This is a genomic window from Caulobacter sp. GW821-FHT11E11 (genome assembly GCF_058808315.1).
Map to the genome: position 1 here is coordinate 34665 of NZ_JBXARO010000003.1, position 14227 is coordinate 48891.

Genomic DNA, 14227 nt, shown 5'->3' on the forward strand with positions numbered 1-14227 from the left:
CGTGGCGCCGGTTAAGCCCGCAAAAGTTCCAGCGTTGTTCGGGGACCTTGCGATGACCCTTTCCCAGAAGCTCCTGCCCGGCGTGCCGCTGGTGGAATCGATGCTGTTCGCGGCCTCGCTGGACCAGATGGGCCTCTCCAACAGCGAGCGCGACGTCGCGATCCAGCTGAACGAGAAGGGCTTTGCGGTCTTCGATTTCCCGGACGAGGACCTCGCCGCGCGCATCGAGCGCATCAAGGCCGACCTGACCCCGCAATACGACTTCGAGCGCTGGCGGGCCGAGGGCTGGGCGGGCAATGACGGCCTGCGGGTGCAGGACGCCTGGCGCACCCACGAGGACGTCCGCGCCATCGCCGCGAACGAGGCGGTGCTGGAGCTGCTGTCGAAGCTCTATGGCCGCCGGGCCTTCCCGTTCCAGACCCTGAACTTCCCGGTCGGGACGCAGCAGCACGTCCACTCGGACTCGATCCACTTCTCCAGCGTGCCCGAGCGCTTCATGTGCGGCGTATGGCTGGCGCTGGAAGACATCCATGAGGACGCCGGCCCGCTGGTCTACTATCCGGGCTCGCACAAGTGGCCGATCCTCTACAACGACGCGATCGGCAAGGTGGCGGGCACGGAAACCGCCGAGTTCGCCCAGCCCCCGTTTGAGGAAGCCTGGCGGGCGCTGATCGACGCGACGGGGACCAAGCCGGAATACTTCCGCCCCAAGAAGGGCCAGGCGCTGATCTGGGCGGCCAACCTGCTGCACGGCGGCAGTCGCCAGAACGACCCGGCCCGCACGCGCTGGTCGCAGGTCACCCACTACTATTTCGACGACTGCGCCTACTACACGCCGGCCTTCTCGGACCCGCTGGCTGGCAATCTGGACCTGCGCGACATCGTCGACATCACGACGGGCAAGCTGGCCCCGAACACCTATGTCGACCGTCCGATCGCCGAGGTGCCCAAGCGCGGCGCGGCCGCGCCGGCTCCGGTCGGGGCCCCGGACCGCTGGGCGGGCCTGTTGCCGGCCAAGGCGCCGAAGGACTTCGATCCGCAGCGCTACCTGGACCTGAACCCCGACGTGGCGGCGGCCGGCATGGACCCGCGCAAGCACTATGTCCGCCACGGCGCGCGCGAGCAGCGGCGCTACAAATAGGCCTTAGGCGCTGACCATGCTGGCAGTCTTGGCGAACGGGCTGAGACCCAGCCAGGTCTGCATGTCCGAGGCCAGCGCCCGGTCGCCGGTCAGCAGCATGCGCTCCTCGCCCAGCGCCTGGCGGACGGTGTCGTGGCCCATCCAGATGGCGGTCATGGTCCGCAGGTCCGTCGAGACATAGAGGTCGACGTCGAAGCCCGGATCGACCGAGCACAAATCAACCTGGGTCTCGGGCTCGACCAGCAGCCACCACGAGCGATCGGCCGGCGCCTGCTCGGGATAGCGGAAGTGGATCACGCTCTTGGGCCGCGACATCGGGCGCGGATCCAGGTTGCGGCGCATGTCCCACATCAAGAGCGAGGCGTCCAACTGCTGCAGCGACAGGTCGGTGGTGACCCAGCGCTGGCCCCATTGGCCGAAGGCGTCGATCAGGCTTTCCAGGTCGCGCCCGGCCTGGGTCAGGCGATATTCCGAGACCCCCGGCTCGCCGGGCAGGGCGTCGCGGCGCACGATGCCGGACGCCTCCAGGTCCTTGAGGCGCTGCGACAGCAGAGCCGGCGACATGCGCGGCACGCCCCGGCGCAGGTCATTGAACCGGGTCGAGCCGGCGACCATCTCGCGCAGCAGGACCACGGTCCAGCGCGTGCACAGGATCTCGGCCGCCATCGCGACCGGACAAAACTGCCTGTAGCTGCCTTGCGCCATGCGCTCTCCCCCATCAAACGTCGGCGGCGTGTAGACTGCTGTTCGAGTATGCCGCTAGTTCAGTTCCTGTACCGGGTCGGTTCAGTTGCTGAACTAGGCAGGTACAGCGTGTTCGCGACACAAGGTTTCGCATCACGCGGACCTCTGTTGATCGTCCGCCCAAACGGAAGTTACGACATGTTGCTCGCACCCGAAAACACTACCGCGCCCGCGGCCGACGATTGGCTGGCGCGCGCCGACGAGATCGCCGCCCAGATCGCCCCGCGCGCGGCCGAACACGACGCCGAGGACAGCTTCGTCGTCGAGGCCTACGCCCTGCTGAAATCCGAGGGCCTGTTCAAGGCGTTGGTCCCCCTCGAGTTCGGCGGTGGCGGGGCCACGGTCACCGAGATCGGCCAGGTCATCCGCCGGCTGGGGGCCGCGTGCGGCTCCACCGCGCTGGCCTTCGCCATGCACAGCCACCTGGTGGCCGTCGCCGCCTGGCGTTGGCGCCACCAGGGCGCGCCGACCGAAGGCCTGCTCAAGCGGCTTGTGGCCGAGGACCTGGTGCTGGTGTCCAGCGGTGGTTCGGACTGGCTGGCCAGCGGCGGGAGCGCGGTCAAGGTCGAAGGCGGCTTCAAGATCACGGCGCGCAAGGCCTTCTCCAGCGGTTCGCCGGCCGGCGACCTGCTCATGACCAGCGCGGTCTATGACGACCCGGAGGCGGGGCCGACCGTGTTGCACTTCGGCGTCTCGCTGAAGGCGCCAGGCGTGGCCCTGCGCGACAGCTGGCGGGTGCTGGGCATGTGCGGCACGGGCTCGAACGACGTGGAGCTGACCGAGGTCTTCGTGCCCGACGCGGCGATCTCGGGCCGGCGGCCGGCGGGGCCGTGGCACATGCTGTTCCACATCATCAGCATGATCGCCTTCCCGCTGATCTATTCGGCCTATGCCGGCGTGGCCGACGGCGCGCGGGCGCGGACCTTGGACCTGGTGCGTCGCAAGACCCCCGACATCCTGACCGCCAGCCTGGTGGGCGAGATGGAGAACAGCTATGCCGCGCTCGACCTGGCGATGACGCGGATGATCGCGCTGGCCGAGACCGGCGCGCCCGGCCCGCAGAGCACCAGCCTGGCCATGACCTTGCGCACCCTGGTCGGCCGGTCGGCCATCGAGACGGTCGAGCGCGCCATGGAGGCAGCGGGCGGGAAGGCCTTCTATCGCGAGGCCGGTCTCGAGCGCGCCTTCCGCGACGTCCAGGGCGCGCGTTACCACCCGCTGCAGGAAAAGCCGCAGACCGTGCTGACCGGTCGCGTGGCGCTGGGCTGGGATATCGACGCCTAAAACGAAAAACGCCGGCCGCGCGTGAGCGGCCGGCGTTCTTGTCTGGAGACGCGCGTGAACTAGTGCGCGGCGTCCTTGGCCTTGTCGCCAGCCTTCTGGGCGGCGTCGCCGGCCTTTTCGGCAGCGTCGCCAGCGGCAGCGGCGGCGTCGCCGGCGGCTTCCTTGGTTTGTTCAGTCGTCGCCGTGGCGGCGGCGTCGGCGCTGGCGTTAGCTGCGTCCGTCGCGGCGGCGGCCGCATTCTGGGCGTTGGCGGCGGCGGCGGCGCTTTCGGTCGTCGCCTCCTGAGCCTTCTCGGCCTTGTTTTCGCAGGCCATCACCGTCAGGCCCAGAGCGGCCACGGCCGCGATCGTCACGATACGCATGAGCGTCTTCTCCCATATCCGGCCTTGGCGCCGGGTCAGGAGATAATCCCAAGGCGGAGGTTCGGTTGCGTACCGTCCCCTACAGCGGCTGAGGCGGCGTGCGCGGCGGGGCTTCCGGCAGGGGGATGAACTCGTCGTGATCCAGGTCGGGCAGTTTCATGCGGCCGGCCTTCCAGTCGGCCTTGGCCTGCTCAAGGCGATCCTTGGAGGAGGAGACGAAGTTCCACTCCATGAAGCGCGGCCCCACCGGCTCGCCGCCCAGCAGCATGACGGTCGAGCGCTCCAGGGCCTTGAAGACCACGGTGTCGCCGGGTGCGAAGACGGCCATCTGCAGGGCCGAGAGCTCGCGGCCGTCGACCTCGACCCGGCCGTCGGCCACATAGGCCGCGCGCTCGGAATATTCGGCGGGCAGGGCCGCGGTCGTGCCCGGCTCCATCTCCCAGTGGACGTAGAACAGCGGCGAGAACACCGGCACGCTGGCCTTGGCCCCGAACGCCTCGCCGGCGATCAGCCGCGCCTTCAGTCCGCCGCTCTCATAGGACGGCAGCTCGGCCGGGCCTTCGTGGTGGCTGAAGCTGGGGGCGGTCTCCTCATGCTCGTGGGGCAGGGCGATCCAGGCCTGCATGCCGTCCATGCGGCCGCCCTGGCGACGCAGGGTCTCGAAGCGTTCGGAGTGGGTGATCCCCGACCCGGCGGTCATCCAGTTCACTTCGCCCGGCTTGATCTGCGCCAGCGAGCCGACGCTGTCGCGGTGGGTGATCTCGCCCTGGAACAGGTAGGTCAGGGTCGACAGGCCGATATGCGGGTGCGGGCGGACGTCGGCGCTCTTGGGAAAGCCGGGCGCGAACTCGGCCGGCCCCATGTGGTCCAGGAAGGTGAACGGGCCGACCATCCGCTTGGCGTGGAAGGGCAGCACGCGGCCGACCTCGAAGTTTCCGATGTCGTGGCGGCGGGCTTCGATGACGAGGTCGATCATGGGTCGGCTCCGGGAAGGAATGAGCTGAGCTTAGCCGGGACCGACCCGCGTCGTCTTGTGCAAACCCGGCAAAGCAAGGTTCGCGTTTTTGCGCCCTACAACGCGTCGGCGCGCTTGAGCGGCAGCAGGGCCAGCAGGCTGATCAGGCCAGCGGCGCCCAGATAGACGCCGACCAGCTTCAGGCCGCCATGGGTGGCCAGGGCCTGGGCGATGGCCGGGGTCATGCCGCCGCCGATGACGCCGCCGACATTGAAGGCGATCGACGAGCCGGTGTAGCGCACCCTCGCCGGGAACAGGCTGGGCAGCCACGCGCCCAGCGGTCCGTAGACCAGGCCCATGACCACCAGGGCCAGTGACAGGAACGCGCCGATCACCCACAGCGAGCCCGAGCCCATCATCGGCGCCAGGGCCGCGCCGGCGACGACGGTCAGCACCGAGCCGGCCATCAGCACGCGGCGGGGGCTCGTCGCATCCGACCAGTAGCCGGCCCCGACGATGCCGGCGGCCATGAACAGGATGGCGAACAGCAGGACGCCCAGGAACACCTGCCGCCCATAGCCCAGGGTCGTGACGCCATAGCCCAGCGAGAAGGCGGTGGTCAGGTAGAAGAGCGCGAAGCACGCGACGACGGCGAAGGTGCCGCCGATGACTTCGCGGGCGTGGGTGCGGAACAGCTCGGCGACCGGCACGTGGGCGGGCGGGGCCTCGTGCGCGGCGGCTTCGAAGGCCGGGGTTTCGGTCAGCTTCAGGCGGATCCACAGCCCGACCCCGACCAGCAGGATGCTGCCCAGGAACGGCAGGCGCCAGCCCCAGGCCTGGAACTGCTCGGGTGTAAGGATGGCGCCCAGCAGCAGGAACAGGCCATTGGCGGCGATGAAGCCGACCGGCGCGCCCAACTGCGGGAACATGCCAAAGCGCGCACGCCAGCCGGGCGGGGCGTTCTCGACCGCCAGCAACGCCGCGCCGCCCCACTCGCCGCCCAGGCCGAAGCCTTGGCCAAAGCGCAGCAGGCACAGCATGAACGGCGCGATCCAGCCGGCCTGGTGATAGGTCGGCAGGAAGGCGACCAGCAGGGTCGAGCCGCCCATGATGATCAGCGACGCCACCAGGGTCGACTTGCGGCCGATGCGATCGCCGAAGTGGCCGAACACGATCGAGCCCAGCGGGCGGGCGATGAAGGCGACGCTCAGGCTGGCGTACGAGGCCAGGAGCTGCACGGACGGCGAGGAGGCGGGGAAGAACAGCGGCCCGAACACCAGCGAGGCGGCGGTCGCGTAGATATAGAAGTCGTAGAACTCGACCGCCGTGCCGATCAGGCTGGCGGCCAGCACGCGTCGCGTCGACGCCCCGGTCGAACCGGAAGCCGATATGGCCATCACGGCCTCCCTCGATGTCAGGTGGTTGGAGCGCGGCCCCCCGACCGCGCTCCGGGAAGTCCTAGCCCAGTGGGCTCACATACGGGCTGATCAAGCCCAGCGGCACGGCCGTCGAGTTCTTGACGCCGCGGATCACGATGCGGCTCTCGATGTTGGACACCAGGCCCAGCGACAGCAGCTTGTCGCGCAGGAATTCGTCGAAGGCGCGCATGTCGCGGGTGACGATGCGCATCTCGTAGTCGGCGGCGCCGGTCACGGTGGCGCACTGCACGACCTCGGCCCACTTGCCGACCGCCTGTTCGAACGTGTCCAGATTTTCCTTGGTCGGAAGGGACAGCTTCACGGTGCAGTAGACTTCGAAGCCCAGGCCCAGCTTTTCACGGTCCAGGATCGTGACGCGGCGCTGAATGACGCCGGCGTCTTCCAGGCGCTTGATCCGGCGCCAGCACGGGCTGGACGAGAGGCCGACTCGTTCGGCGATCTCCGCGACGGACAGTCCGGCGTCGTGTTGGATGAGATCCAGGATCTTGGCATCCACGGCGTCGAGTTGTTCGGACAAGAAATTCCTCCCCCCAGCGGGCGTTGACGCTCACTTCTTGCGCAAAACGACCCCGAGTCGGGCACGCCTTGGGCAAACAATTTCCGCGCTTCTATAAGATATTGCGTAACGGGCGGGAAGACCCAGGAGGAAAATTTTTGCTATGCGGCACTCGGAAGTCACGCTCGACGACAAATATGTGCTCGAAGATGGTCGGGCATTCATCACCGGCGTGCAGGCTCTGCTCCGGGTTCTGCTCGATCGAAAGCGCCTGGATCGCCTCGCGGGGCTGAACACCGGCGGCTATCTGTCGGGCTATCGCGGCTCGCCCCTGGGCGGCCTCGACCAGCAGGCCGCGCGCATCAAGAAGCTGCTGACCGCGCACGACGTGGTCTTCCAGGAAGGCCTCAACGAGGACCTGGCCGCCACCGCCGTGTGGGGCAGCCAGCAGGCCAACCTTTTCCCCGGCGCGCTTTATGATGGCGTGTTCGGCATGTGGTACGGCAAGGCGCCTGGCGTCGACCGCACCGGCGACGTCTTCAAGCATGCCAATTTCGCGGGTGTCTTCCCCACCGGCGGCGTGCTGGCGGTGGCCGGCGACGACCACGGCTGCAAGAGCTCGACCCTGCCGTCGCAATCGGAATTCGCCTTCCAGGACTTCGAGATGCCGGTGCTGTCGCCGGCCGACGTCCAGGAAGTGCTCGACTACGGCCTGCTGGGCATTTCCATGTCGCGGTTCTCGGGTCTCTGGACGGGCATGATCGCCCTGGCCGACACGATGGACTCGGGCGTGACGATCGACGTCTCGCTGGACCGCCACAAGGTGGTGATCCCCGACTTCGCTTTCCCGCCGGGCGGCCTGGGCATCCGCCTGAAGGACCAGCCGATGGAGAAGGAGCGGCGCATGCGGCTCCACAAGATCCCTGCGGCCCTGGCCTTCGCCCGCGCCAACAACATCGACCGCGTGGTGTTGGGCGCCTCGCACGTGCGGGTGGGCAAGGCCCGCCTGGGCATCGTCTGCCAGGGCCAAGCCTATAAGGACGTGCTGGAAGCCTTCACGGCCATGGGCATGACCCTGCAGGAAGCCGCCGACCTGGGCGTCTCCATCTATAAGGTCGGCATGCCTTGGCCGCTGGAGCCCCTGGGCCTGCGCGCCTTCGCCGCCGGCCTTGAGGCCCTGATGGTCATCGAGCACAAGCGCGCCCTGATCGAGCCCCAGGCTCGGGCCGCGCTTTATGATCTGCCCGCTCAGGCGCGCCCGCGCATCATCGGCAAGATCGACGAACGCGGCGCGCCGCTGCTGTCGGAACTGGGCTCGCTGTCGGTCGCCGAAATCGCCCTGGCGATCTACGACCGCCTGCCGGACGGCCCGCACATGGAGCGGGCCCGCGCCTACCTCAACCGCGTCTCGGCCGCCGGCGTCGCGGCCGTCAGCCTGGCCGCCGACCAGGCCCGCAAGCCGTTCTTCTGCTCGGGCTGCCCGCACAACACCTCGACCAAGCTGCCTGACGGCTCGCGGGCCCTGGCCGGCATCGGCTGCCACTACATGGCCGGGTTCAACGACCCGATGACCGACCTCAACACCCACATGGGCGGCGAGGGCCTGACCTGGGTGGGCGCGGCGCCGTTCACCAGCGAGAAGCACGTCTTCCAGAACCTGGGCGACGGCACCTACAACCACTCCGGCTCGCTGGCGATCCGGGGCGCGGTCGCGGCCAAGACCAACATCACCTACAAGCTGCTCTATAACGACGCCGTCGCCATGACCGGCGGCCAGCGCGCCGAGAGCGGCTTCACCCCCGCCCAGATCACCCGCCAGCTGGCGGCCGAGGGCGTGACCAAGACCGTCATCGTCGTCGACGAACTGGAGCGCTATCAGGGCGTCACAGACCTGGCCCCCGGCGTCGAGATCTTCCCGCGCTCGGACCTGATGCGCGTGCAGGAGATGCTGCGCGACACGGCCGGGACGACGGTGCTGCTGTACGACCAGACCTGCGCCACGGAAAAGCGCCGCCGCCGCAAGCGCGGCTCGATGCCCAAGGCCACCAAGCGCGTCTTCATCAACCCGCTGGTCTGCGAAGGCTGCGGCGACTGCTCGGTGAAGTCCAACTGCGTCTCGGTCGAGCCCCTGGCCACGGAGTTTGGCCGCAAGCGCAAGATCAACCAGTCGTCCTGTAACCAGGACTATTCGTGCGTCGAAGGCTTCTGCCCCTCGTTCATCACGCTGGAGGGCGCGGAGAACGCCCAGTCCAAGAAGCTGCCGGCGGCCCTGACCGCCGAGTCGACGCCGCTACCCGAGTTCGAGCCACTGGTCGGGGTGCGCAAGATCCTGTTCACGGGCGTCGGCGGCACCGGCGTCACCACCGTGGCCTCGATCCTGGCCATGGCGGCCCATATCGACGGCCGCGCCGGCAGCGTCGTGGACATGACCGGTCTGGCGCAGAAGGGCGGCTCGGTGTTCAGCCACGTGAAGATCGGCGAGACCGAGGACAGCATCGTCGGCGGCCGTGTCGCCGCGGCCAGCACCGACGTGCTGATCGCCTGCGACCTGCTGGTCGCCGCCTCGCCGGAAGGCCTGTCGCTGTACGCCAAGGACCGCACCCGCGCCTTCGGCAACAGCGATTTTGCCCCCACCGCCGAGTTCGTCACCAGTCGCGATGTGCGTTTCGACAGCGGGGCCATGGCCCGCCGGATCAAGGGCGCGACCCAGACTTTCGACGCCTGCCCGGCCCAGCGCCTGGCGGAAACCGAGTTCGGCGATGCGATCTACGCCAACATGATCATGGTCGGCTTTGCCTGGCAGCGCGGGGTGATCCCGCTGTCCAGCCGCGCCCTCTATCGCGCCATCAAGCTGAACGGCGTCGACGCCGAGGCCAACCTGCAGGCCTTCGAACTGGGCCGTCGCATCGCCCACGACCCGTCGGCGATCGCGGTGAAAGAAGACAAGGTCGCCACGCCCGAGGTCATGCCGCTGGACGAACTGATCGCTCATCGCATCCGCGAACTGACGGCCTATCAGAACGCCGCCTACGCCCAGCGCTATGCCGACAAGGTGGCCAAGGTGCGCAGCGCGGAAGCCTCTGTCGGCGGCGAAGCCCTGACCCGCGCGGCGGCGGTGAACCTCTACAAGCTGATGGCCTACAAGGACGAGTACGAGGTCGCCCGGCTCTACACCGACGGCCGGTTCGCGGCCGAACTGGCCGGCGCCTTCAAGGGCGGCCAGACCAAGGTCTGGCTATCACCGCCGCTGCTGGCCCCCAAGGGCCCGGACGGCAAGCCCAAGAAGATCGCTTTCGGCGGCTGGATGCTCGATGTCGCCTTTCCGATGATGGCCAAGATGAAGGGCCTGCGCGGCGGGGCCTTCGACCTCTTTGGCCACACCGAGGAGCGCAAGATGGAGCGCGGCCTGATGGCCTCGTACGAGGTCACCCTGGACCGCCTGGCCGCCGGGCTCTCGACCGAGAGCCTGCCTTTGGCGGTCAAGATCGCCGAGATCCCGCAGCAGATCCGCGGCTATGGCCACGTCAAGGACGCCTCGGTGGTCACCGCCAAGGCGGCCGAGGCCAAGCTGTGGGAGCAGTGGTGCGGGCCTAGCGCCTAGCGAGGCTGCGGGTCGTCGTCGGGTTCGGGCGGCGCATCACGGCGTAGAGCGCTAGCGTCACCGCGATCAGGCCGCCCGCCGTCAATGGCGCGGCAAGGTCGCCGGTGGCTACCCGCACGCCGATCAGGCCCAGGCACACGGTCGCGCCGAGGGCCGGGACGAAGGCCGGTGGCTCGAACGCTCCGCGCTTCTCGCCCGGTCGGCGGCGCAGAACCAGCAGGGCGATATTGACCACGGTGAAGACGGCCAGCAGCAGCAGGGCCGTGGCCTCGCTGAGCTGGGTGACGTCGCCCGCCAGCACCAGGGCCGAGACGATGGCCAGCAGCACGCCGATGGCCACGTGCGGCGTGCGCCGGCCGGCGTGGACCTTGGACAAAGCGCCCGGCAGGCGGCCGTCGCGGGCCATGCCGTACAGCAGCCGCGAGGCGGTGACGTAGTTGACGAGGGCGCTGTTGGCGACGGCGAAGACCGTGATGACCACAAAGGTCCAGCCGGGCAGCCACGGTGCGGCCTTGTCCATCACCGCCGCCAGCGGCGCCTTGGCCTCGCCCAGCTCGCGCCAGGGGATGACCGAGACCGCGGTGATCGCCACGGCGACATAGAGCAGGGCGGTGATGCCCATGGCCGCGATGATGCCGATAGGCAGGTCGCGGCGCGGGTTCTTGACCTCCTCGCCGACATTGATCGAGTCCTCGAAGCCGACGAAGGCGAAGAAGGTCAGGGCCGCGCCCTGCACGATCAGCAGCGGCACGAGGCTGGTCGCCGCGCCGTCGGCGGACGTGGGGATGTCGAAGAGATCCGCCGCGCCCCAGAACTTCGCGCCGACCACGATGACCAGCAGCAGGCCGCCAGCCTCGACGAAGGTGCAGACCAGGTTGGCCCAGATCGACTCGCGGATGCCCCGGAACACGATCCCGGCCATCAGCACCACATAGGCCAGGGCCAGCAGCACCGGCGGCGCGGCCGACAACGCCGGGAAGGTGTGCAGGTTCTCGCCGATCACCCAGGCCCCGGCCGCGATCGAGGTCAGGCCCGAACAGGCCGTCGCCAGGCCGACCACGTGGGTCAGCAGGCCGCGATGGAAAGCGCGCTCGGTGATGTAGGCCGCGCCGCCCGCCTTGGGATAGCGCGAGGCCAGCGAGGCGTAGGACAGGCCCGTCAGCAACGCCGCGACCAACGCCACCAGGAACGAGGCCCAGACCGCCGATCCGACCTGCCCGGCCGCCTTGCCGATCAGGCCATAGATGCCCGCGCCCATCATGCTGCCGGCGGCGTACAGGGTCATCTGCACGGGGCCGATGGCGCGCAACAGTTCCGGCTTTTCCGCTTTGGCCTGGCTGGTCATGCAGAGCCAACGCGCTGGCACGATGGGTGGTTCGTGTTAGGCTGGCGGGCATGAACAAGCTCCCGAACCCCGTGACCGTCACGCTCAGCCCGGAGGACGCCGCCGACTTGCAAGCGCGAGTCGAGCGCGGCGAGTTCGCGTCACTGGACGAGGGCGTCGCGGCCGAGCTGGCCGAGCTGAACTATCGCCGCGCGGCGGAAATCGTCGGGGGCGCCGACGAACTGGAAGCGCTGCTGGACGTCCTGGAAGCCGACGTTGTCGACCCTGACGACAGCGACAGCTTGCCGTCCCTGTCCGAGATGTTGGCTGACCTGAAGGCCGGAATGAAGTCGTGATCGCCGGCTTGATCGGGCGGCTCTGAAATGACCACCGAGTTCGACTTCGACGCCGTCGTCGTCGGCGCGGGCGCTGTCGGCCTGGCTTGCGGCTACGCCCTGGCCAAGCGCGGTCTGGTCGTCGCGGTGCTGGAAGCGCAGGGCCACATCGGCCAGGGCGTGTCGTCGCGCAATTCCGAGGTGATCCACGGCGGGCTCTACTATCCGACCGGGTCGCTGAAGGCCAAGCTATGCGTCCAGGGCCGGCGGCTGCTGTACGCGTTCCTCGATGCGCACGGCGTCGCCTACAAGCGCTGCGGCAAGCTGGTCGTGGCCACGTCCGATGACGATATCCCGCGCCTGGACGCTATCTGGGACCAGGCCCTGGCCAACGACGTCGAGGGCATGGAGCGCCTGACCGGAGAGCAGGCCCGCGCCCTGGAGCCGGGCCTCAACGCCCTCGCGGCCCTGCTGTCGCCGGAGAGCGGCGTCTTCGCCAGCCACGACTACATGCTGGCCCTGCAGGGCGAGATCGAAGCCACGGGCGGGGTGGTGGTTCTGGGCACGCCGTTCGAAGGGGCCGAAGTCTTCAAGGGCGGCGGTTTCAAGGTCCGGGCCGGTGGCGTCGATCCGACCAGCCTGACCTGCCGCCTGCTGGTCACCGCGCCGGGCCTGTCGTCGCAGGACGTCGCCGGGCGGATCGAGGGTTATCCCGAGGGCCACATCCCCAAGGCTCACTACGGCAAGGGCGTCTATTTCCGCCTGGCCGGCAAGGCGCCGTTCCAGCGGCTGATCTATCCGCCGCCGATCCACGGGGCGCTGGGCACCCACTACCGGAACGACCTGGGCGGCCAGGCGGTGTTCGGGCCGGACCTGGAATATGTCGCCGCGCCCGACTATTCGATCGATCCGGCCCGCGCCGAGACCTTCGCCGCCTATATCCGCAAGTTCTGGCCGGGCCTGCCCGACGACAAGCTGATCCCCGACTATGCCGGCGTGCGGCCAAAGCTCCATGGACCCCACGAGCCGCAGCCGGACTTCCAGCTTCGCGGCGTCGAGGATCACGGTTTCGACGGCCTGATGGCCCTGTTCGGCATCGAGAGCCCCGGCCTGACCAGCAGCCTGGCCATCGGCGAAGAGGTCGCCAGCCGCCTGCTGGGCGCATGACAAATCTCCATGGGGCTCAAACTAAACCCGCGTCCCGTGGATGTTGATGTCGACCGACCGGCAAGTAGGATCAGAGGCGGGCGCTCCCGCGTTGACACCACGGCCGCGCCCTCCGATGGTCCCGGCCCGTAACGACGCCCGGAGCCTGCCTTGACCAACATCCTGCACGCCATGCTGGGCAAGGGCTTGGGCGGCCTGGAGCAGGTGTTCCTCGACTACCAGCCGATCCTCGAGGCCTGGGCGCGCGAGCACAGCGGCCAGGCCGTCGGCGTGGTGCGCAAGGGCGGCAAGATCGCCGAGCGCGAGGCGGGCCGGACGCCGCCGCTGGTCCCGATGACGGCCTTCACCGACTGGGACCCGCTGACCCTGGCCGCCGCCAAGGGCGTGGTGCGTTCGGCCGCGCCGGACCTGATCCTCAGCCACGGCCAGCGCCCGGCGCGGGTGTTCGCCAAGGTCGCCCCGGCCAATGCGGTCCAGGCCGTCTGCCTGCACAAGCCCTCGTTCGAGGTGGCGCCCGGCGTCCACTACCTGGCGGTCGGCCGGCATCTGGCGCGGCTGGCGATCGAACGCGGCGCGCCGCGCGACCACGTCTGGTTCATCCCCAATGCCGTCAAGCCACCCAGCGCCCAGGCCCGCCCGTTCTCGCGCGGCGAAGGGGCGTCGGTGAAGATCGTCGCCGCCGGCCGCCTGCACGTGAAGAAGGGCTTCGACGTCCTGATCCGCGCGGTCGGCAAGCTGCGCGCCTGGGACTTCGACGTCACCTGCGAGATCGCCGGTGAGGGCGACGAGCGCGACGACCTGGAGGCCCTGATTAAGGAGCTGGACCTCGACCCCTGCGTGAAGCTGACTGGATGGACCGACGATGTCGCCGGCTTCCTGGCCACGGGCGACCTGTTCGCCTTCCCCTCGCACCAGGAGGGTTTCCCGCTGACCCTGCTGGAGGCCATGTCGGTCGGCCTGCCGGTGGTGGCGACCGAGATCGACGGTCCCGACGAGATCCTCAAGGAGGGCGTCAACGGCCGCCTGGTGCCCGACGACGACCCCGACCGCCTGGCCGAGGCCCTGGGCGAGCTGATCAGCGACCGCGAGGCCGCTCGGCGCTATGGTGAGGCCGCGCGCCAGCTGGTGTTGCAGGACTATGGCCCCGGCGAGCTGGCGCGGCGCTTGGAAGCAGCCTTGGACGGGATGCTATCCAAGGCTTGATACGGGACGCACTCGGAGGTATGACCCGCGTCCGTCCTGGCGATGGCTGGGTAGCTCAGATGGTTAGAGCGGTGGATTCATAACCCACAGGTCGGCGGTTCGATCCCGCCCCCCGCCACCAGGACGGACTACTTTCCCTTAGAATATAAAGACTTGGAACAGCGCTGCAGCGCTGG

At 68.9% G+C, this 14227-nt stretch carries 12 protein-coding genes and 1 tRNA gene; 7 read left to right on the top strand and 6 right to left on the bottom strand.

Annotation, left to right across the window (positions count from 1 at the left end; genetic code table 11):
• Positions 1-52: 52 nt before the first annotated feature.
• Positions 53-1141 carry a phytanoyl-CoA dioxygenase family protein gene (locus AC1RR5_RS07465; RefSeq protein ID WP_492920607.1) on the top strand — a complete coding sequence of 363 codons (1089 nt, stop codon included), beginning with the start codon at positions 53-55 and terminating at the stop codon, positions 1139-1141.
• Between the two features lie 3 nt (positions 1142-1144).
• Here AC1RR5_RS07465 and AC1RR5_RS07470 read toward each other — a convergent pair whose 3' ends face one another.
• Positions 1145-1846, bottom strand: a complete 702-nt coding sequence (locus AC1RR5_RS07470) for a winged helix-turn-helix transcriptional regulator (protein ID WP_492920608.1) — start codon at positions 1844-1846, stop codon at positions 1145-1147.
• A gap of 177 nt (positions 1847-2023) precedes the next feature.
• Here AC1RR5_RS07470 and AC1RR5_RS07475 point away from each other — a divergent pair, with 177 nt between their 5' ends.
• Positions 2024-3169, top strand: coding sequence for an acyl-CoA dehydrogenase family protein (locus AC1RR5_RS07475; protein ID WP_492920609.1), 1146 nt, complete (start codon positions 2024-2026; stop codon positions 3167-3169).
• 59 nt (positions 3170-3228) lie between these two features.
• On the opposite strand, the gene AC1RR5_RS07480 is transcribed toward AC1RR5_RS07475, so the two are convergent.
• From AC1RR5_RS07480 to AC1RR5_RS07495, 4 genes are all read right to left on the bottom strand, one after another.
• Complete coding sequence (locus tag AC1RR5_RS07480; RefSeq protein WP_492920610.1) at positions 3229-3531, bottom strand: hypothetical protein; 303 nt, start codon at positions 3529-3531, stop codon at positions 3229-3231.
• Positions 3532-3610: 79 nt separating this feature from the next.
• Entirely contained in the window at positions 3611-4507 is an 897-nt protein-coding gene (locus tag AC1RR5_RS07485) for a pirin family protein (protein WP_492920611.1), read from the bottom strand.
• Between the two features lie 95 nt (positions 4508-4602).
• A complete protein-coding gene (locus AC1RR5_RS07490) occupies positions 4603-5883 on the bottom strand; it encodes an MFS transporter (RefSeq protein WP_492920613.1) in 1281 nt (426 codons plus the stop codon).
• 61 nt (positions 5884-5944) lie between these two features.
• Positions 5945-6442, bottom strand: coding sequence for an Lrp/AsnC family transcriptional regulator (locus AC1RR5_RS07495; protein WP_047409974.1), 498 nt, complete (start codon positions 6440-6442; stop codon positions 5945-5947).
• 142 nt (positions 6443-6584) lie between these two features.
• On the opposite strand from AC1RR5_RS07495, the gene AC1RR5_RS07500 reads away from it, so the two are divergent.
• Positions 6585-10022, top strand: coding sequence for an indolepyruvate ferredoxin oxidoreductase family protein (locus tag AC1RR5_RS07500; protein WP_492920614.1), 3438 nt, complete (start codon positions 6585-6587; stop codon positions 10020-10022).
• On the opposite strand, the gene AC1RR5_RS07505 is transcribed toward AC1RR5_RS07500, so the two are convergent.
• Positions 10012-11367 (bottom strand): APC family permease, encoded by a 1356-nt coding sequence (locus tag AC1RR5_RS07505; RefSeq protein ID WP_492920615.1) that lies wholly within the window; start codon positions 11365-11367, stop codon positions 10012-10014. The genes AC1RR5_RS07500 and AC1RR5_RS07505 overlap by 11 nt on opposite strands.
• A gap of 50 nt (positions 11368-11417) precedes the next feature.
• Here AC1RR5_RS07505 and AC1RR5_RS07510 point away from each other — a divergent pair, with 50 nt between their 5' ends.
• From AC1RR5_RS07510 to AC1RR5_RS07525, 4 genes are all read left to right on the top strand, one after another.
• Positions 11418-11702 (top strand): hypothetical protein, encoded by a 285-nt coding sequence (locus AC1RR5_RS07510; RefSeq protein ID WP_492920616.1) that lies wholly within the window; start codon positions 11418-11420, stop codon positions 11700-11702.
• Between the two features lie 27 nt (positions 11703-11729).
• On the top strand, positions 11730-12848 hold the full coding sequence (locus AC1RR5_RS07515) for an NAD(P)/FAD-dependent oxidoreductase (protein ID WP_492920617.1): 1119 nt from the start codon (positions 11730-11732) through the stop codon (positions 12846-12848).
• Positions 12849-12998: 150 nt separating this feature from the next.
• Positions 12999-14051, top strand: coding sequence for a glycosyltransferase (locus AC1RR5_RS07520; RefSeq protein WP_492920619.1), 1053 nt, complete (start codon positions 12999-13001; stop codon positions 14049-14051).
• A 44-nt stretch (positions 14052-14095) separates the two neighbouring features.
• Positions 14096-14172: transfer RNA gene (locus AC1RR5_RS07525), tRNA-Met, on the top strand.
• Positions 14173-14227 lie beyond the last annotated feature (55 nt).